Below are 18,193 nucleotides of genomic sequence, written 5' to 3' on the forward strand. Positions count from 1 at the left end.
AGGTGATGGATGTTCGGCCGTGACCAGGGGGTCGGGAGGACGGGTCCCGCGAACGCACGTCCCGCATCCGGCGGTCCTCCGCGCCGCCCGACCGAGGCCGCCCCTCGGAGCCCGTGGCCCGGGAGGGCGGACCTAGGATCCGTCGGTGCGGAGCAGGTGTCGACGGTCGATCTTCCCGTTCCGGTTCAGTGGCATTTCCTCCACCGTCACCAGCCGGGACGGGATGAGGGCCGACGGCAAGACGTCGGCCAGGTGGCGGCGCACGTCGCCCAGGTCGATGGCCGCCCGTCCCTCGGCGTACTGGATGTAGGCGACCAGGGACTGACCGCCCGTGGCGGTGTCCACGTCCACCACGACGGCCCTCACCGCCTCGTGGGAGGACAGCGCCGTCTCCACCTCACCCGGCTCGATGCGCAGCCCGTTGACCTTGATCTGGTCATCCATGCGCCCCAGGAACTCCAGTTCCCCCTCGGGGGACCAGCGCGCACAGTCACCGGTCCGGTAGAGACGACCACCGTCCGGTGACCACGGATCGGGGACGAACCGCTCGGCGGTGAGACCGGGGTGGCCCAGGTAACCCCGGGTGACGCCGGCCCCGCCGATCATCAACTCCCCGGGCACGCCCACCGGCATCGGGTTGTGATGGGCGTCCATCACGTACGCCCGGTGATTGGCCACCGGGGACCCGATCGGCGTCCGCCTCTCCTGCGAACCGTTGACGCACAGGTAGGCGACCGTGAACACGGTGGTCTCCGTGGGCCCGTACTTGTTGTAGACGGTTCGGTATCCGTTCTGCAAGGCGGACACCACGTCCCCGGTGAGGGCCTCACCTCCGACGTTGATCATGCGAAGGTGGGGCAGGTCATCGACGTCCAGCAGCCGGGCCACCGCCGTGGTGATCTCCAGGAAGGTCACCTTCTCCAGACGCATCAACTCCACGAGTGCCTGAGGATCCAACAGGACACTCCTCGGCGCCAGGACCAGCGTCGCGCCATTGCACAGACCGGCGAAGAAGTCGACCACGCTCACGTCGAAGCACGGGTTGGAGTACTGCAGGACCCTGTCGCCCGGACCGACGCCATAGGACCGGCGGTTGCATTCCACCATGTTCACCACCGAGTCATGCTGGACCAGAACCCCCTTGGGCAGACCAGAGGACCCCGAGGTGTACAGCACGTAGGCCAGGTTCTTCGGCGTGACCTCGACCTTCGGGTCGTCAGCGGGCGCCGCACGGAGGGTTCGCTCGACGGCGGGGGAGTCCACGCACAGCGGTAGCACCTCGTCCGGAAGCGACTCCGCCAATGCCATGGTGGTCACCACCACCGAACACGCGCTGTCGCGGATGATCCCGGCGATTCTCTCGGCGGGATGGTTCGGGTCCAAGGGAAGGTACGCCCCGCCCGACTTGAGGATTCCCATGATCGTTCTGGGTAGTTCGAGGCCGCGCGGAAGCAGCATTCCGACGACGTGTTCACGGCCCACCCCCAGACGACGCAGGTGGAAGGCCAACCGGTTGGCGCGCGTGTTCAGCTCCGCGTAGCTCAGTTCGTCGTCGCCGAACCTGGCGGCGGGGGTGTTCGGTGCCTTCGCGACCCAATACTCGAACAACTCGTGCAGGCATTTACCGGTGACGTCCGAGTAGTCGACGGCGGTGTCGTTCCATCCGGACACGGACCGCTTGTACTCGCCGGCGGAAAGGATCGGCAGCTCACTCCAGCGTGTGCCCGGCGCTGCCAGACCCGCCGCCACGAAGCGGGTGAGCCGGCCGGAACGCCGATCGCCCCACACGTCGCCGAGTTTCCCCGGCCGACACCGGACCAGGAATTCGTACCCGTCGTCCGGTCCGGGCAGTGGCTCGATCCGGGCCAGTGCGTCCCCATCCTGTTCGTCGTCCGGCGCGAGGTCCGTCTCGAACCGAATCGGGTACGCGTTCTCCGTGATCGCCGCCTTCTTCCAGAACCCGTCCGTATGGAACGCGGCCCGTTCGAGGAGTTCACCGAAGGTCGGATCGTCATCGGTGCGCACTCGCACGATCAATGGCTCGTCCGCGACCTCGTCCTTGGCGGGGAGCAGGTCGACACGTACCTCGGAGACACCGGTGACCCGGGCCAGAACCCCCACGAGACCGGCGATCAACACCCTGGGAGGAACGGCCCAGGATTCGGGTTCCGCTGATGCGTCGCTCATAGTGTCGCTCCATACCGAGGGTGAGTGCGCCTGATGTGGTCCATCGTCCGGAAGAGCATTCTCGCGCAGGGGAGGGTAGGTGCGGCATCGGGGTTTTCCCCTACTCCCGTGGCGGCGCGCACGTCGAAAGACTGTGCGGAACGTCGGCCGATGGTGGACGTACGCGCATCGGGAAGAAGAGACGATCATGGTCGAAGACGGAGAGATCGAGCGGCGTCTGGAAAGACTCGATCCCCGACAACGCGAGGAGTTCCTACGACTACTGAGGGAGCGCCGCCGTTCCGGGACGGTGCCCTCGGTCCGTCGCCCCGAACCCGGGAGGTCGGCGACGCGAACCGTCGTCCCCATGAGGAAGGGCTCCGACGGGACACCGATCATCTTCGTCCACGCGGTCAACGGCACGGTGCTGCCCTACCTCCGGCTCGTCGACGTGCTCGCGGCCGGGCCCGCGGTCCACGGTCTTCAGGCACCCGGGATAGAACGGGGCGACGCCGTGGCGAACTCCCTGCGGGAGATCGTCGACGTCCACGTCGCCGCGGTGCGTGATCTCGTCGGTGCCGGCCCATGTCATCTGGTCGGCTGGTCCGCCGGAGGGGTCCTCGCGCACGCCCTGGCCTGCGCCCTGCGCACCGAGGGGATCCGGGTGGACGGGTTGGTCCTGCTCGACAGCCTGCCTCCTGAGGATTCGACCATCGACGGGTCCGCGCTCTTGGCCTACCTCACCGACAGCTTCGCGCTGACCCTGGAGAAGCATCCTCCGGGTCTGGACCCTGATGAGCTGCGTGGACATGACGAGGACACGCGCCTGAGCCTGGCCCTGAACGCCCTGGTCGCCTCCGGATGCGTTCAGGAGGGCGAGCGCGAGGGAGCGCTACGGCGACTGCGGATCGGCCTCGCCCTGATGACCGCGGGCGCGGGCGGCTCGCCCCCCACCTACGACGGCGACCTCCACCTCATCACCGCGGCCGACGGGGTGCCCGGTGCCGAGGCCAGGGCACTCTGGGGCGCCCACGTTCGAGGGCGCGTGTCGCACCGCACCGTACCGGGTGACCACTACGGCATGATGCGGCCCCCCGAGAGCGACCGGCTGGCCGAAGTGCTGGACCGGCTCTTGTCCGGGACGGGGCCGCGGTTTCAAGCAGAACAGGATCGAGGAGTCCACCAGTGAGTACACGATTCCGTCCCGTCACCGATGACGAGATGACCCACGCCTTCGCCTATGAGGTCACCGAACCCATCAGCAAGGTCACCCGCGACCAGTACGAGTTGGAGGCGGAGGGCGCCCATTACCGTCCCGAGTGGACCTGGATCGCCGAACGCGATGGTCGAGTGCTGGCCCGCGCCCTGTGGTGGGGGTTCTCGGACGGGAAGTACCCGCTCGCCCTCAACTGCCTCTCCACGGCCGACGACGTGGAGGACCCGGTCGCGCTCGCGGCCGAACTCCTGGATGCCGGTCATCGGGCCTTCCGCGACTCGGGAGCCCAGGATCTCCCCGACTACCACCTCAAGCTTCCGGTCGGCTGGCGTGAGCGTCCCGACGTGGTGAGCGCCCTCGAATGGCGTCACGCGGCCGCGACCCGGGCCGGGTTGAACATGGAGAACGAGCGCCTGCGCTTCGAATGGACCCCGGACATCGAGGTGGCCGATCCGGAGGGGAGGCTCGTCTATACCCCCGAACCCGACGACGAGGTCTTCGCCGAGGTCTTCCGGAGGGTGGCGGTGGACAGTCTCGACTTCGACACCCGGCAGGAACTCCTCGTCATGAGTCCAGAGCGGCAGGCCCGTGAGGACTTGGAGCTCTACCGTGGCTTTCCGGGAAAGCGCGAGTGGTGGCGTCTCGCGCACACCCCCGAGGGAGAGCTGGTCGGGCTGATCGTCCCCACCCGCAACCCCTACGGTCCGACCATCGGCTACATCGGGGTCGTGCCCGAACAACGGGGCAACGGCCACGTCCGGGACATGCTCGCGGAGACGACCCGCATCCTCGTCACGGAGGCCGAAGCGGTGCACATCTCGGCCGCCACGGACCTGGCCAACAGGCCGATGGCCGCCGCCTTCGAGGCCGCGGGCTACCGGAACACGGAGATCCGGCTCGTGCTGTCACCCTCGCCCGGAGAACAGGGGTGAGCGCCCGGGACCCCCTCCCATGGAGACCGGCACTGGTGCTGTCATCGGTGTTCGCGGTCGGTCTCCTCAGCCTGATCCCCCTACTACCACCCGATCCGCTCCCGGCCACCGCGAGTTCCGAGGAGTTCTCGGCGGATCGGGCGAGCGAACACATCGAGCGGATCGCTGAGCGCCCGCGTCCCTCCGGAACGCCGGCGGCCGCCGATACCAGGGCCTACCTGACCGGTGAGTTGGAGGATCTGGGCCTGGAACCCGAGGTCCTGACGGCGACGGTGGAGCGGGACCTGACGTTCACACCACACGTCGTGGGCAACGTCGCCAACGTGCACGCCGTCCTCCCCGGCACGGGAGACGGGGGGCGGGTCCTCCTGGTCGCCCACTATGATTCCGTGCCCATCGGCCCGGGAGCCACCGACAATGGCATGGGCGTGGCCATTCTCTTGGAAGTCGCCCGAGCACTCACCGAGGGGCCCGCGCCGTACAACGACGTGGAGTTCCTCTTCACCGACGCCGAGGAATCGGGCCAGTTGGGCGCCCGGGCCTTCACCCTCGACCCCGAGGTCGCGGGTGATCCGGACCGGACGGTGGTCCTCAACATGGAGGCGCGCGGCACGAAGGGGCCGGCGCTCATGTTCGAGGCCGGGGACCGGGCCGGGGCGTTCGTTCCCGCGCTGGCCGAATCCACGCCCTTCGCCGGTTCCTTCTCCGACGGCGTCTACCGTGTACTGCCCAACAACACCGACTTCACGGTCTTCTCGGAAGCCGGGTACACGGGGATGAACTTCGTCATCCTCGGAGGATCCGCGCGCTACGACACCCCTCTCGACGACCTGGGGTCATTGGACGCGCGCAGTCTTCAGGACATGGGGGACACGGCGCTGGCCACCACGGCCGCGCTGACGGAACGGGATCCGGCCCTGGAGGATGGTGGGGACATCACGTACCTGACCGTGTTCGGTGTCCTCGTGCACTACCCGCTCGCCCTGGCGTACGTACTCGGCGCCTTCGCGGTCGTCGGCACGGTCGCCGCCCTGTGGTTCACGCGCCGGGCAGGACTGCTGAGCCTGGCGGAGGTCCTGCGAACCGCCGCCGGGTACACGGTTCCGTTGGCGGTGGCGGCAGGACTGGGGGTGATGGCGTGGTGGTCGGGCGTTGCCGTGCGACCGCACTTCGAGAACTTCCCGTTCGGGGACACCTATCGGCCGGCCCCGGTCCTGGTGGGGCTGGTCCTGCTCACCCTCGTGACATGTGGGGTGTGGGCGGGCCGGGTTCGACGGCGGCGTGGGGACCCGGCCCTGTTGGCGGGGGCCCTGGTCTGGTTCTGTGCGCTCACCGTGATCCTCACGGTGGCGGCGCCCGAGGCCGCATACCTGTTCACCTGGCCGGCGATGGCCGGGGCGGCGGGGCTCGCCCTGGCGGCGCGGACCGAGGAGGGCTCGCCCCCGCGGTCCTTCGCCCTGGCCGCGGGAGCCCTGGTCTCGATGGTCCTCTTCCCGCCCGTCGTGGCCCTGTTGTTCCCCACCGTCGGACTCGCCCTGGCCCCGGTGGTGTTGGTGGTGTTGGTCCTGGCGTTGCTTCCGCTGATGCCCCAACTCGGTCGGTGTCGCGGGAGACGACCGTCGAAGGTCGTGACGGGGGCGGTGGCCACGGCCGCGGTGGTCGTGATCGCGGTGGGCTTCGTCGTGGACGGTGTGGACGAAGAGCATCCCGCCCAGTACAACCTGCACTACGTCTACGACGACGACACGGGACGGGCGGTCTGGTTGAGCCCCAACGCCGCGGGCTCGCCCTGGCTCGACCAATACGTCGTGGGGGAACCGCAGGACGTCGAGGACACCTTTCCGGCCTTGTACCTGCCAGAGGGATATAGAAGCGGTCCGGCGCCCGTGGTCGGTCTGCCGATCCCCCGGGCCGAGGTCATCGACTCCCACGAACTCGACGACGACCTGCGCGAGGTGCGCGTGCGCCTGACCGCGGGGGGAGAGCGCACCACCGTACTGTCCCTGTACTCCACGACCGGCCCCGACCGACTGGAGCGGGTCGCCGTCGACGGAGTCGCCCTCTCCACCGCCGTGAACCGGCCGGACACCCACACGGGATGGGACTGGGGGTTCCACTTCGTCGCCCCAGGTGACGGCGTGGACCTGACGTTGGTCGTGCGTGGCGAGGAAGATCTACCGCTGCGGCTGCTCGCATACACCGCCGACGTGCCACGGGACGCCCTGGGTGACCCGAAACCGGCCACGGTGACCTGGTCCGCGGGTGGTTTCGGACGCGGTATCGCGGCCGTCACCAGCGAAGTCTGACCCGGTCAGGGAATCCCCCGACTACAGGCGCCCACAACGGAACGCGAAGGTCGTGGGTATGGAGAACAAACAGAACCCGTCCCCCCGGACGCTGGCGCTCTGGAGCGCTCCACGGGCGCGGTCGACCGTCTTCTTTCGGGCCATGGTCGAGCGTGGGGACCACATCGGACTGCACGAGCCGTTCTGCAACATCATGGACTTCGGTGCCACCACCGTCGAGGGCCGGGAGGTCCACACCCACCGCGCTCTCGTAGGGGCGATCCGGGATCTCTCCAAGCGTCGACCGGTGTTCCTCAAGGACACCACGGACCATCGTTACCAGGAGGTCCTGGAGGACGCCGACTTCCTACGGGAGGTCGTGCACACCTTCCTCGTTCGTAGTCCCGAACAGATCGCGGCCTCCTACTTCGCCCTCCGACCGGAGATGGGGGAGGGCGACATCGGGCTGATCCAGCTCCACGAACTGTACGAGGCCGTGATCGACGCGGGTGGTCGGGCGATCGTCATCGACTCCGAAGATCTCGTCCGTGCTCCCGCCCGCACCCTGTCCGCCTACTGCCGGGAAGTGGGGATCGCCTACGACCCCGCCGCACTGGAGTGGGAGCCCGGCGGCCGTCCCGAATGGGAGCGGTCCAAGCGCTGGCACGTCGGTGCCAGCGAGAGTTCCGGCATCCACGGGACCGTCACCGAGTACGCGGACACGGTGGACAACAATCCCATGCTGGCCGCGTTCAGCGACCACCACCGTCCGGCCTACAGGGCCCTGCGGGACCGCAAGCTCGTCATCGCCTGACCCTCCTCATCCCTCACCACGCCGAACAAGGAGTCCCCCATGTCCATCCAGCTGGACACGATCTCGGCCGATGCCTTGGCACAGGAACGCTTCCAGGTTCGAAAGAAGGAGATCCAGGACCTGATCTCCGGTCACGTCGTCGGTGACCCGCTGCCCCGAATCGACTACACCGAAGAGGAGAACCTCCTCTGGGAGGAGGTCGTGGGCAAGCTCAAGAGCGTGCACCGCTCCACCGCGTGTGCCCGATACCTCGCCGCGGCCCAACGCGTCGACCTGGGCCTGGGCCGCGTTCCCTCCCTCCCCGAACTGTCCGAGGAGATCAGCTCGGCCACCGGATTCGGCCTGCTGCCCGCGGGTGACCTGGTGCCGGCCCGGCAGTTCTATGAGGCGTTCGCCGACCAGCGCTTCCACAGCACCCAGTACCTACGCGCGAGCCACACTCCCTACTACACACCCGAACCCGACCTCATCCACGAGTTGGTCGGCCATGCGGTCATGCTCGCCGACACCGGCTTCGCCGACCTCTACCGGTGCTTCGGTGAGACCGCGCGGCGGGTGCGCTCCGAGTCCGGTCTCGATGCCCTCAGCAAGGTCTTCTGGTTCACGATGGAGGTCGGCGTGATCCGCGAGGCCGGAGGTACGCGTGCCTATGGTGCCGCCCTGCTCTCCTCGGTGGGAGAGCTGGAGGGGTTGGCCACCACACCGCTCCAGGGCTTCTCCATCCAGGGCATGCTCGACCAGCCCTACGACATCACCGAGCATCAGCCGGTGCTGTTCGCCGCGGATTCGTTCGAACAGTTGGACGGCGAGATCCGCGGCTTCCTGGAGAAGCTCGCCTGACCTCGGCCCACGTGGTGTGGTGCCGCTCCCGACGAAATCCGGTATCGGCGCCACATCCGTTCACGTCCCGTTCCCAGCCCCCTCTCGGCCGGGCTCCTCCGAGTGGGGGCCGACACGACGATGGGGCCCGGCCACCCACGATCCCGAGGAACTCCGATGACCATGCCTTCGTCGGCACCCACCGCGGTGTTCGTCCCGCGCCCGGTACCCGATCCGGAGCTACGCCTGTTCCTGATGCACCACGCCGGTGGCTCGCACCTGCTCTACCGGGAGTGGCTGCCACATCTCCCCGATGACTGGGAGGTGTGCCTGTTGGAGGCGCCCGGCCGGGGCAGGCTCGCGGGTCGCTCCGCGTTGACGGAGGTGCGGGAGCTCGTCGACCACGTCCGGTCGGCGATCGTTCCGCTGATGGATCGGCCGACGGCCTTCTTCGGCCACAGCATGGGCGCCCTCGTCATCTACGAACTGGTGCGCACGCTGGCCCTTCGAGGGGACCCCCTTCCCTTCTGGGCGGGGCTGTCCGCCTGGTGCGCGGACGTGGCCGAGGAACGGATTCCCGCCCACACGCTGCCCACCTCCGAACTACGGAGCCGTGTCGCGGAGCTCGGTGGGACACCCCGTGAGCTCCTTGAGGACATCCGACTCTGGGAGCTGTACGAGCCGGTGATCCGTGCCGACTTCCAGTTGGTCGACACGTGGGCCCCGGACGGGGGCACACCCTGGCCCGCGGGTGTCCCGGTGTCCGTGTTCGGTGGGTCCGAGGACGCCGTCGCCGAACCGGGCGTGCTGCGTGAATGGAGTCACCGCGAGTTCCCGGGCGGACCGGAACCGCGCGTGTTCCAGGGAGGGCACTTCTACTTCCAGGGGAGGGTCGGCGAGGTGGTCGACCACCTCGTGGGAGACGTCCGCGCGGTACTGACCACGAAGGCGCCCTGACCGGCGCGGCGGTGTGATCGTCGGGGTAATGACCGACAGGAATGTCGGAGCCCCCCGTGCCACCGTGAACCTGTCGGAGATTCCGGCGGCGTGACGGGAGACCGCGTCTTCCGCGTCACGTGTGAGATGTGGATCCACACGACCACGAGGAGATGTCCATGAGTGTCACCACAGCGACCCCCCACCGTTCGCTCGCTCCGATCACGGAACGGTGCGTAGAGCGGGTTCGTACGGACGGATACGTCCACGTGCGGCGGTCCGACGTCCTGGAACACCAGGTCGACGCCGCCGACGACGGCTTCCGCTCGGCTTGGAGCGACCTGCCCTTGGACCGGGAGCTGGCCGACGGCGGCACCTACCGGCAGCGTCGGTACGGACGGCTCCGGGTGCGGGTGGAGGACGGCGAGCTCTCGTTCCGGCCCCTTGAGCACACCGACTTCCGACAAGACGTCATCCCGTTGTGGGAGGGCAAGAACCGCAGCTTCGCCCCGATCGGGAACGAGGTACTGCTGCACGCCGGAATGCGCGCCCTGGTCGGATGGGACGCGCGGATGGCCACCAGCCTGTCCGGGGTGACCGACTGGGAGGTCGGCCTGCACGTGGTGCGGATCGTGGCCCGGCCCGGAGCCGAGGGCAACCCCACCCCGGAGGGCCGCCACCGTGACGGCCACATGTACGTGGGCATGCACATGCTGCGTCGGGAGGCCTGTTCGGGCGGTATCTCCACGGTCTACCCGGAAAGCGGTGAGCCGGTCGTCCTCACCATGACCGACCCCCTGGACGCCGTGTTCGTCGATGACGGCCGGGTGACCCACGAGGTATCCCCGATCAACGCGGTCGGCGACATCGCCGGTGTTCGGGACATGTTGCTGGTCGACTTCAACCCCGCGGGCCCGGAGGTCTCCTGATGACCGTCGCCGGCCCCGAGGTGGACCTCCTGCGCGCCCTGGTCGAGATCCCCTCCACCTCGGGGAACGAACACGAGGCCGTCTCCTTCACCGCCCGGTACATGAGGGACCTGGGTTTCCGGGTCCACGTCGACGAGGTGGGCAACGTCCACGGATCGGTCGGGGATCCCACCGCGTTCGAGGTCCTCATGCTCGGCCACATCGACACCGTGCCGGGAGAGGTGCCGATCCGCCGGGAGGGGAACGTCCTCTACGGGCGCGGCACCGTCGACGCGAAGGGACCACTGGCCGCCATGATCTGCGCGGCGGACCGGATCTCGCGTGCGGAGACGCCCATATGCGTGACCGTCATCGGTGCGGTGGGCGAGGAGGCGGACTCACCGGGAGCCCGTCACCTGCTGGGACGGCCCATCCCCGGAGCCCTGATCATCGGCGAACCCAGTGGTACCAACGCCGTGGGCATCGGCTACAAGGGTGTGTTCCGGTTCCGTGTCCGGTTCGTCCGGCCCGCCGCGCACACCAGCTCCGGCCAGGAGACCGCGGTGGAGGCGGCGAGCGCGTTCTGGTCGCTGGTGCGCGAACGAGTGGACAAACGACGCAACTCGCCACTGTTCGACTGTCTCCAGCCCTCACTCGTCCGCCTGACGGGAGACCTGGAGACCGCCGAGGCCGAAATCTCCTGTCGTGTCCCGACGACCTTCGCCCCGGCTGCCTTCATCACCATGCTCGACGAGATCGCCGGTGAGGACGAAGTCGACGTCCTGGAGTTCGTTCCGGCGGTGCGCACCTCACGGGGTAACCCCGTGGCCAAGGCTCTGAGCGCGCAGATCCGGTCTCGGGGTGAGAAACCGGTGGTCAAACTCAAGCTGGGCACCTCGGACTGGAACGTGGTCGGTGCGCAATGGCCGGTCCCCACCGCGGCCTACGGGCCCGGGGACTCAAAGCTGTGTCACACCGATGACGAGCACGTGGACCTCACCGACTACCTCGCCTCCATCGACGTCCTCACCGGTGCCCTGCTCCGGATGTCGGAGGCGATGGAGCGTCCCCTCGTCACGGTGAGTGATGATCATGACAAAAAAGGAGGTCACATCACATGACCACGGATCGACGACCCTTGGCGGTACTCACGTCGAGGGTCCGACTCGAAGAACGCCTGCTCCTCAAGGAGCTGCGCCGACGTGACATCGAGTTCGAGCAGGTGGACACGCGTTCGCTGACCTTCGACCTCGAAACCGATCGCCCACTGACCGTTCCCTATCGAGCCGCGCTGAGCCGGGAGATCTCCCACGTTCGCAACTCCTACGCGAGTCGCATGCTCGAACACGCCGGAATCCCCGTCATGAACAGTGCAAGCGTGATCGACCTGTGCGGGGACAAGCTCCTGACCACCCTGGCCCTGCGTAAGGGCGGGCTCCCCACCATCCCCGCGCTGGTCGGCCTCGTACCGGACGCGGCGTTGTCGGAACTCGACCGGTTCGGTTACCCGGCCGTGGTCAAGCCGTTGACCGGATCCTGGGGGCGCCTCGCGGCGCGCATCCGTGACCACGAACAGGCCGAGTCGGTGTTGGAACACCGCGCGGCGTTCAACGGACCTCAACACCAGATCACCTTCGTCCAGCAATATGTGGACAAACCGGGCCGCGACATCAAGGCGTACGTGTTCGGTGGTGAGGTGATCGGGGCCATCTACAAGGTGCACGACCACTGGCGGACCAACACCGCGCGGGGAGGCCGGGCCGAGCCGTGCCCGCTCACCGACGACCTGGTGAAGCTACTGAAGAGGACGGCGGACGCGATCGGTGAAGGCGTTCTGGGCGTGGACGTCATCGAGGACCGGAGCGGCAGGATGTACGTCAACGAGGTCAACCACACGCCGGAGTTCCACGGGGCCATCGAGATCCTCGGGAGCGACCTGGTCGGCGCCTACGTCGACTACACCCTGCGGAGCCTGGACCTATGGGAGGAGTCGTGAGCGTCCGCCAGGGTGCGGCCGGGGTGCCGGCCGTGCCGATCCCTTGTGATGGACGCGGTGTCGACCTGCCCGCGGCCTCCTACGACTGGATCCGGGTGACGTTGGACGTCGACACCATCGGGGTGGAGACCGTCTGGCTGTACTACGAGGACGGGGTCGAACCCGAATACCTGCACATGACGGCGGTCGGGATCGTACGGGCCCGCATCGCCGTACCCAGGCGGGAGACCCTCGTGGGCCTGCGCCTGCCCCGAAACCCGGGTGTCAAGGTGCTGTCGCTGGAGCCGATCCCCGCCACACGACGCATGGAAGGGATGGAACATGAGTGAGCGACCCGCGATCCTCGGCGGTCGTAGGACGGTCCGTCGAGCGGCGACCACACGAGCCCGCATCGGCTGGCCCGTGGTCACCGACGAGGAGCAGAACGCCGTCGCGGACGTCCTCGCCCGTGGACCGTACACCTCCAATGACGCCGGCCGGGGCGCGGTGTCGGCGCTGGAGTCCGAGTGGGCCGACTATGTCGGCACCCGACACTGCGCCGCGGTCGCCAACGGTACGGCCGCGCTCGAACTCTCCCTCGCCGCCTTGGACATCGAGGCCGGGGGAGAGGTCCTGGTCCCGGCCCTGACCTTCGTCGGGACGGCCGTGCCGGTCGCCCAACGTGGGCTGGTACCGGTGTTCGTCGACGTCGATCCCGTCGACTACACGATCGACCCGGTCGCGGCCGAGGCCGCGATCACCTCGCGTACCCGGGCGATCATCGCAGTGCACCTGCACGGTCTGCCATGCGACATGACCGCTCTGCGCGCCCTCGCCGACAAGTACGGCCTCTACCTCCTGGAGGACGCCGCCCAGGCACAGGGGGCCCTCTACGGGGACAGGCGCGCCGGTTCGATCGGTGACGTCAACGCGACCAGCCTCAACGTCGTGAAGAACCTGCCCACCTGTGGGGAGGGCGGTCTGGTCACCACCGACGACGAGCGATTGTACGAGCGCGTGGTGCTGCACCGTCAGTTCGGTGAGGATCTGCGAGCCGGGGAGGAGCGCGATTACCTCTCCCGGGTCATGGCGGGGAACGAGAAGCTCAGCGCGGTCCAAGCGGCGTTCACCTCCTGCCAACTACGGCGTCTCGACACCGACACCGAGCGTAGGGACAAGGTCGTACGTGGATTTCTCGACCGGCTCGCCGAACTGCCGGGAGTGGTCGTACCGCGTGTGCCCGAAGGACGCACCCACGCCTGGCACATCCTGCGCCTACGCTTCGATCCGATCGCCGCGGGCCGTCCGGACCTCGCCCCCGGGGTCTTCCGCGAGATCCTGCGTCGGGCACTGGGAGCCGAGGGGGTGCCGCTACAGCCGTACCAGGTGGTCCCGCTGCCGGGACAGCCGCTCTTCGCCTCCTACGGTCGCCGGATCGAGGACTTTCCGGTGAGTCTGGGGGTCATCGAGGAGACGCTCACCCTCCAGCGTTGGCACCTCAACCCGGAATCCGAGCCGGTGCTGAGTCTGTGCGCGGACGCCTTCGAGAAGGTCTGGGGCCACCTGGACCGCGTGGTCGCTCATTACGGGGACCTGGACTACCGGCCACCCTGGCACAAGGTCACGGAAACGGCGGAGGTGTCCCATGGGTGAGACGACCTCTCGTGAGGACGTGGCGTACCGGGTACGCCGACGCGTCCTGGACATGGGCGCCACCCCCAACGGTGCCCACATCGGTGGAAGTCTGTCCTGCGCGGACATCCTCACTGTTCTCTACCGGGACGTGCTCAGAGTGCGGCCCGACGAACCCGAGTGGCCGGACCGCGACAGGTTCGTACTCAGCAAGGGCCACGCGAGCGCCGCCCTGTACGCGGTCCTCGTGGAGTTCGGCTTCCTCCCCGAAGAGGAACTCGGCACCTACGGCGCTTATGGCAGCCGCCTCGCCGGCCACCCGCTCCGGCGTCTTCCCGGGGTCGAGTTCCCCACCGGATCGTTGGGACACGGACTCTCCCTGGCGGCCGGCGCGGCGTTGGCGGCACGCCGTACCGGTGGCCGAAGTCGGGCCTTCGCCCTCCTCGGCGACGGAGAGCTCCAAGAGGGCTCGATCTGGGAGGCGGTGATGTTCGCGGCCCACCAGGGCCTGGACAACCTGGTCGCCATCGTGGACCGCAACGGTCTCCAGATCACCGGTTCGACCGAGGATTGCGTGGGGCTCGAACCCTTGGCCGAACGGTGGAGCAGCTTCGGCTGGGACGTCGTCCAAGTGGACGGTCACGACATGGAGGCGCTCCACGAGCACCTGACCGGACCACGCACGTCGACCGGCCGCCCGATGGTCTTGCTGGCCGAGACGATCAAGGGCCGAGGAGTCCCCATGTTCGAGAACAAGAAGAAGAGTCACTCCGTGCAGCTGACGGAACGGCTGCACAAGCGTGCGCTGTTCGGTCTCGGAAAGTCGAGGACGTGATGACCGAACGGACCGCGGACACCCTGGCCCCTCCGACCCGGCGAGAGGACGTCGACTGGGCGGATCACTACGCCGTCCCGGCCCGCGAGGTGTACCGACGCACACTCGTCGAACTGGCGGAACGGGACCCCCGGGTGTTCTGTCTGGACACGGACATGGGGGGACTGGAAAGCGGGTTCGCCGAACGGTTGCCGGAACAGTACGTCAACGTCGGCATCGCCGAGATGAACCTCATGGGTGTGTCCGCGGGGTTGGCGGCGGGCGGCCTGCTGCCCTACGCCAACACCCTGTCCGGTTTCGCCACCGCCCGTGCCTGTGAGGCCTTCAAGGTCGACGTGGCGGGCAACGACCTTCCGGTGCGCGTGGTGGTCACCCACGGTGGTGCCTCCTCAGGACACTACGGGCCCACTCACCACGCACTGGACGACATCGCGATCGCGCGGACCCTGCCGAACATGACGGTCGTCGTCCCCTGTGACGCGGCCGAGACGGAACGGGCCGTACGCGCCACGACGGACCTGGAGGGGCCCTTGTTCCTGCGGCTGGGGCGAGCGGCGACCCCGGTCATCGGAGATGCCTCCGCCGAGTTCACCCTGGGCCGAGCCCGTGTGTTGCGGGACGGCGGCGACGTGACCATCGTGGCCGCCGGACCCCACCCGGTCCACATGGCCGTCGAAGCGGCGCACGCCTTGGAGGCCCGTGGCGTCTCCACCCGGGTGCTGAACATGCACACCATCAAGCCCATCGATCGGGAGGCCCTGATCGAGGCGGCCCGGGAGACACGCGGGATCGTCACGGTGGAGGACCACCTGGAGATCGGTGGGCTGGGTGCCGCGGTCTGCGAGGTGGTCTCCACCGAGCACCCGTGTCCCGTACGGCGGGTGGGGTTCCCCGACGCCTACCTGGACTTCGTGGCCGACGAACGCGACCTTCTGACGTACGCCGGGATCAGTCCCGAACGCATCGAGAGGGAGGCGTTGGCCATGGTCCGGCGTTGAGCGGGGCCACGGGTGTCAGGTGTGCCGTGCGAGCCGTACCGAGGGGCTGCGCCACCAGGCCAGTACATCGGGGTGCGACAGCCGGGGCCGACGGTAGGCGCTGAGTTCGTGGACGGGTGCGTCGAAGGTCAAGGCGTCACCGTCCTGGTACGCGGCATCGACGGACAGCGCGTCGAGTATCGGTCGTCGGCCGCTCGCCTCGGGTTCCGGGGACAGGTCCACCCCCACGAACGTCGCGTCCTCTCGCCCGAAGGGGGCGGTGGGCGCGGCCTCGGGGCCGGGGACCTCCTGGACCGGGACCACCGAGCAGAGGGAGCCTCGTGGCACCGACCACCACAGCACCGCCGTTCCCGGTGTGTGCGGAACGGAACAGCGACCGCGCTCCGGGGATCCGGGCCCTCGCTCCATGCGCACCTCGGAGAGGGGCTTGTCCTCGGCTCCGAAATGGCGAACGGCGGTGTAGCCCACCCGGGCGTAGAAGGCCGGGTTGCCGCGTTCCACGACGGCGTCGAGCACGACCCGGTCGGCTCCGGCGGTGAAGGCGGACTCCTCCAGGCGGCGTAGCAGCAGCCTGGCGGTGCCACCCCGGCGGTGCCAGGGGGCCACGGCCAAGCGGCGAACCTCCCAGGCGCCGTCATCGGTCCGTACCGCCCGCACCGCTCCGACCGGACTCCCGTCCACGGCGGCGACCCACAGGTGTGCTCCTCCGGCGAGGTCCTCGTGCAACTCCTCCGGACCGGCGACCGCCCCGTCCGCCACGGGCAGACCGGGGACCAGGTCACCGGCCCGATAGGCGGCACGGGTCAGTTCGGTCACCCGCCGCGCGAGTGTTCCGGTCAGGTCACGTATTTCCGAGACCACCGGTGCGCTGATTGTCTCCATCGTTTTGTCCATGCCTCGAATATAGAGGGGATAGGGAAAATGAAAACCTCAGTGATCGACATTTCGCAGCATTGTAATAATCGGGGAATCCAGCCCCCTGGAACCGTGGGGGAATACGGCTTCAACATCTGGGGCAACACCTTTCCGGCCGAGGAGCTCCCCGCTCCGGGCACGGAGTCCGAGGTCGCCGGTGTGCCCTTCGCGTTCCCCGCCAGGGCGGTGGTGGGCGGAGACAACGTGCGCTGTCGGGGACAGGTCGTCGAGGTGCCTCCCGGCGACTACGACTGGATCTACCTCTTGGGCGCCGCGGAGCGCAGGACCGAGGACCACATCGGTCTCCTCTACGCCGACGGCGCCGAGAGGGCCGAGCACCTGCGCATGTCCGACTTCTGGCCGGAGACGGACGCCCGCTTCGGCGAACCCCTCGCCTTCCGTACCCTCGCCCTGCGCTATCCCAGGCACACCCACGCTCCGCACGCCCCGTCCATCTGGCAACAGCGCTCTCCGGTGTCCGTGCCCGGTCGGCTCCGCGCGCTGCGTCTTCCCGACAACCCGGCGATGCACGTCTTCGCCCTCACCCTCGTCCAAGAGCCCGAGAAGGAGACGTCGTGCGCGTCGAACTGACCCCCGTCCGGTACTGGCGACACGACCTCACCCACTGCCTGCACAACACCGCCGGGGTCCTGTTGGACCACCACGGCCTGGACCCGATCGAGGCGCTCGGGGCGGCCTGGGGTTTCCACTACCCGGGCGACGTGCGCCGTGAGGAGTACTACCTGCCCGGAGCGTCCGACGACCTGTTCGCATGCCTGGCCCCGTTCCACGGGGTCACCTCCCGTTGGCACCATCCGACCGACTCCGAACAGGGATGGCTCCAGGTTCGTCGACGCCTGGTCGCGGGTGAGATCGTCGCCGTGGCCGCCGACAACTTCCACCTGCCGTTCCGGCCCGCCTACCAGGACGTGCACACCAACCACCTTCTCGCGGTCCACGGCTTCGACGACGAACGTGGTGAGGTGCTGGTGGCAGACCCCACGCCGCCCGCCTACCAGGGGCCGATCCCCTTGGCGGCGTTCACGGCCGCGCGTGATTCAGGGAACCCCGTGGTACACGAACGGGACAAGTTCTTCACCTCCAATCCGATCGGCAATCGGTGGCTGGAGCTGACCGTCGAGGCGGAACAACCCGAGTTCACCCCGGAGTTCGTCGGACGGGTGATCGATGCCAACGTTCGAGGGTTGCTCGAACCGAGTACCTCCGCCACCAGCGGGCTGAGCGGACTGCGTGCGTTCCTGGACCGCTTCCGTGGTGGTTCCGAACCGGCCGGCGGCGGCTCGGACGAGGCGTTCATCGTCATCGGCCCACTGCTCGCGGTCACCGGTCTGCACGCCGAGTTCCTCGCTCGTGCGGGCAAGACGTTCGGTGTCCCCCGACTGAGGGAGCTGGCCCGCACCGTGGACGGAGTCGCCCACGAGTGGTCGGCCTTGCGCATCGCCGTGGCCAACGCCCGAACAGACGTGGACGGTGAAGGTGTGCGCGCCCGCGCCGAGCGCGTGATGGAGGCGTATTCGGGGGCCGTGGCCCTCATGGAACGCGTGCCCGTCCCGTCGTGAAACCCGGGCCCGCCCCCGTGTGGGGGAGATCCCTTACTGACCCCGACGTGCGTTTTGCGGAAACCTTGGGATCACAGAAAGGCGCTATGTCGGTCCGGTGTCTGCGGATTGTTCAAGCTTCTGTTGGACGATCGCGTTTTCTTCGGTAGACGATCATCCGCCGTTATGTGTTGAACCGCGAT

Annotated in this window: 17 protein-coding genes; 15 read left to right on the forward strand and 2 right to left on the reverse strand. The window is 68.3% G+C overall.

Translation table 11 applies throughout. The features are described from left to right. Positions 1-132: 132 nt before the first annotated feature. Positions 133-2,187, reverse strand: coding sequence for a non-ribosomal peptide synthetase (locus ACWGKS_RS23665; protein WP_358511750.1), 2,055 nt, complete (start codon positions 2,185-2,187; stop codon positions 133-135). A gap of 187 nt (positions 2,188-2,374) precedes the next feature. Between ACWGKS_RS23665 and ACWGKS_RS23670 the strand changes: the two genes are divergently transcribed. The 13 genes from ACWGKS_RS23670 (at position 2,375) to ACWGKS_RS23730 (ending at position 15,516) form a co-directional block, all read left to right on the forward strand. Continuing rightward, positions 2,375-3,355 carry a thioesterase domain-containing protein gene (locus ACWGKS_RS23670; protein ID WP_358511753.1) on the forward strand — a complete coding sequence of 327 codons (981 nt, stop codon included), beginning with the start codon at positions 2,375-2,377 and terminating at the stop codon, positions 3,353-3,355. After that, positions 3,352-4,314: a GNAT family N-acetyltransferase gene (locus tag ACWGKS_RS23675; RefSeq protein WP_358511756.1), complete on the forward strand. Its 963-nt coding sequence runs from the start codon at positions 3,352-3,354 to the stop codon at positions 4,312-4,314. The genes ACWGKS_RS23670 and ACWGKS_RS23675 overlap by 4 nt, the downstream gene beginning before the upstream one ends. 35 nt (positions 4,315-4,349) lie before the next feature. Beyond that, positions 4,350-6,620, forward strand: a complete 2,271-nt coding sequence (locus ACWGKS_RS23680; protein ID WP_452524078.1) for a M20/M25/M40 family metallo-hydrolase — start codon at positions 4,350-4,352, stop codon at positions 6,618-6,620. Between the two features lie 58 nt (positions 6,621-6,678). Continuing rightward, positions 6,679-7,413 (forward strand): sulfotransferase-like domain-containing protein, encoded by a 735-nt coding sequence (locus ACWGKS_RS23685; RefSeq protein WP_358511762.1) that lies wholly within the window; start codon positions 6,679-6,681, stop codon positions 7,411-7,413. A 39-nt stretch (positions 7,414-7,452) separates the two neighbouring features. Next, positions 7,453-8,253 (forward strand): phenylalanine 4-monooxygenase, encoded by an 801-nt coding sequence (locus ACWGKS_RS23690; protein ID WP_358511765.1) that lies wholly within the window; start codon positions 7,453-7,455, stop codon positions 8,251-8,253. A gap of 156 nt (positions 8,254-8,409) precedes the next feature. Further along, entirely contained in the window at positions 8,410-9,189 is a 780-nt protein-coding gene (locus tag ACWGKS_RS23695) for a thioesterase II family protein (protein ID WP_452524080.1), read from the forward strand. A gap of 158 nt (positions 9,190-9,347) precedes the next feature. Continuing rightward, complete coding sequence (locus ACWGKS_RS23700) at positions 9,348-10,097, forward strand: 2OG-Fe dioxygenase family protein (RefSeq protein ID WP_358511771.1); 750 nt, start codon at positions 9,348-9,350, stop codon at positions 10,095-10,097. Then, positions 10,097-11,197 (forward strand): M20/M25/M40 family metallo-hydrolase, encoded by a 1,101-nt coding sequence (locus tag ACWGKS_RS23705; protein WP_452524082.1) that lies wholly within the window; start codon positions 10,097-10,099, stop codon positions 11,195-11,197. Before ACWGKS_RS23700 ends, ACWGKS_RS23705 begins: the two co-directional genes overlap by 1 nt. Further along, positions 11,194-12,072, forward strand: a complete 879-nt coding sequence (gene lysX / locus ACWGKS_RS23710) for a lysine biosynthesis protein LysX (RefSeq protein ID WP_452524084.1) — start codon at positions 11,194-11,196, stop codon at positions 12,070-12,072. Before ACWGKS_RS23705 ends, lysX begins: the two co-directional genes overlap by 4 nt. Further along, positions 12,069-12,401: a hypothetical protein gene (locus tag ACWGKS_RS23715; RefSeq protein ID WP_358511780.1), complete on the forward strand. Its 333-nt coding sequence runs from the start codon at positions 12,069-12,071 to the stop codon at positions 12,399-12,401. Before lysX ends, ACWGKS_RS23715 begins: the two co-directional genes overlap by 4 nt. Further along, the gene (locus ACWGKS_RS23720; RefSeq protein WP_452456222.1) at positions 12,394-13,704 is read left to right on the forward strand and encodes a DegT/DnrJ/EryC1/StrS family aminotransferase; all 1,311 of its coding nucleotides are present in this window, start codon (positions 12,394-12,396) and stop codon (positions 13,702-13,704) included. Before ACWGKS_RS23715 ends, ACWGKS_RS23720 begins: the two co-directional genes overlap by 8 nt. Further along, a complete protein-coding gene (locus tag ACWGKS_RS23725; protein WP_358511785.1) occupies positions 13,697-14,518 on the forward strand; it encodes a transketolase in 822 nt (273 codons plus the stop codon). Before ACWGKS_RS23720 ends, ACWGKS_RS23725 begins: the two co-directional genes overlap by 8 nt. Beyond that, positions 14,518-15,516 (forward strand): transketolase family protein, encoded by a 999-nt coding sequence (locus tag ACWGKS_RS23730; protein WP_358511788.1) that lies wholly within the window; start codon positions 14,518-14,520, stop codon positions 15,514-15,516. Before ACWGKS_RS23725 ends, ACWGKS_RS23730 begins: the two co-directional genes overlap by 1 nt. A 15-nt stretch (positions 15,517-15,531) precedes the next feature. Here the strand turns inward: ACWGKS_RS23730 and ACWGKS_RS23735 are convergent, their stop codons facing one another. After that, on the reverse strand, positions 15,532-16,410 hold the full coding sequence (locus tag ACWGKS_RS23735; protein WP_452456224.1) for a GNAT family N-acetyltransferase: 879 nt from the start codon (positions 16,408-16,410) through the stop codon (positions 15,532-15,534). 39 nt (positions 16,411-16,449) lie between these two features. Between ACWGKS_RS23735 and ACWGKS_RS23740 the strand changes: the two genes are divergently transcribed. Beyond that, positions 16,450-17,022, forward strand: coding sequence for a hypothetical protein (locus ACWGKS_RS23740; protein WP_452456225.1), 573 nt, complete (start codon positions 16,450-16,452; stop codon positions 17,020-17,022). Further along, complete coding sequence (locus ACWGKS_RS23745) at positions 17,007-18,011, forward strand: BtrH N-terminal domain-containing protein (protein WP_358511797.1); 1,005 nt, start codon at positions 17,007-17,009, stop codon at positions 18,009-18,011. The genes ACWGKS_RS23740 and ACWGKS_RS23745 overlap by 16 nt, the downstream gene beginning before the upstream one ends. Positions 18,012-18,193: the final 182 nt, after the last annotated feature.

The organism is Nocardiopsis sp. NPDC055879 (assembly GCF_053615935.1).

What these genes read in the sequence shown, in the direction of transcription:
- ACWGKS_RS23665 (WP_358511750.1), bottom strand. Translation starts at nt 2,187, where the DNA reads ATGAGCGACGCATCAGCGGAACCCGAATCCTGGGCCGTTCCTCCCAGG.
- ACWGKS_RS23670 (WP_358511753.1), top strand. Translation starts at nt 2,375, where the DNA reads ATGGTCGAAGACGGAGAGATCGAGCGGCGTCTGGAAAGACTCGATCCC.
- ACWGKS_RS23685 (WP_358511762.1), top strand. Translation starts at nt 6,679, where the DNA reads ATGGAGAACAAACAGAACCCGTCCCCCCGGACGCTGGCGCTCTGGAGC.
- ACWGKS_RS23690 (WP_358511765.1), top strand. Translation starts at nt 7,453, where the DNA reads ATGTCCATCCAGCTGGACACGATCTCGGCCGATGCCTTGGCACAGGAA.
- ACWGKS_RS23695 (WP_452524080.1), top strand. Translation starts at nt 8,410, where the DNA reads ATGACCATGCCTTCGTCGGCACCCACCGCGGTGTTCGTCCCGCGCCCG.
- ACWGKS_RS23700 (WP_358511771.1), top strand. Translation starts at nt 9,348, where the DNA reads ATGAGTGTCACCACAGCGACCCCCCACCGTTCGCTCGCTCCGATCACG.
- ACWGKS_RS23705 (WP_452524082.1), top strand. Translation starts at nt 10,097, where the DNA reads ATGACCGTCGCCGGCCCCGAGGTGGACCTCCTGCGCGCCCTGGTCGAG.
- lysX (WP_452524084.1), top strand. Translation starts at nt 11,194, where the DNA reads ATGACCACGGATCGACGACCCTTGGCGGTACTCACGTCGAGGGTCCGA.
- ACWGKS_RS23720 (WP_452456222.1), top strand. Translation starts at nt 12,394, where the DNA reads ATGAGTGAGCGACCCGCGATCCTCGGCGGTCGTAGGACGGTCCGTCGA.
- ACWGKS_RS23725 (WP_358511785.1), top strand. Translation starts at nt 13,697, where the DNA reads ATGGGTGAGACGACCTCTCGTGAGGACGTGGCGTACCGGGTACGCCGA.
- ACWGKS_RS23730 (WP_358511788.1), top strand. Translation starts at nt 14,518, where the DNA reads ATGACCGAACGGACCGCGGACACCCTGGCCCCTCCGACCCGGCGAGAG.
- ACWGKS_RS23735 (WP_452456224.1), bottom strand. Translation starts at nt 16,410, where the DNA reads ATGGACAAAACGATGGAGACAATCAGCGCACCGGTGGTCTCGGAAATA.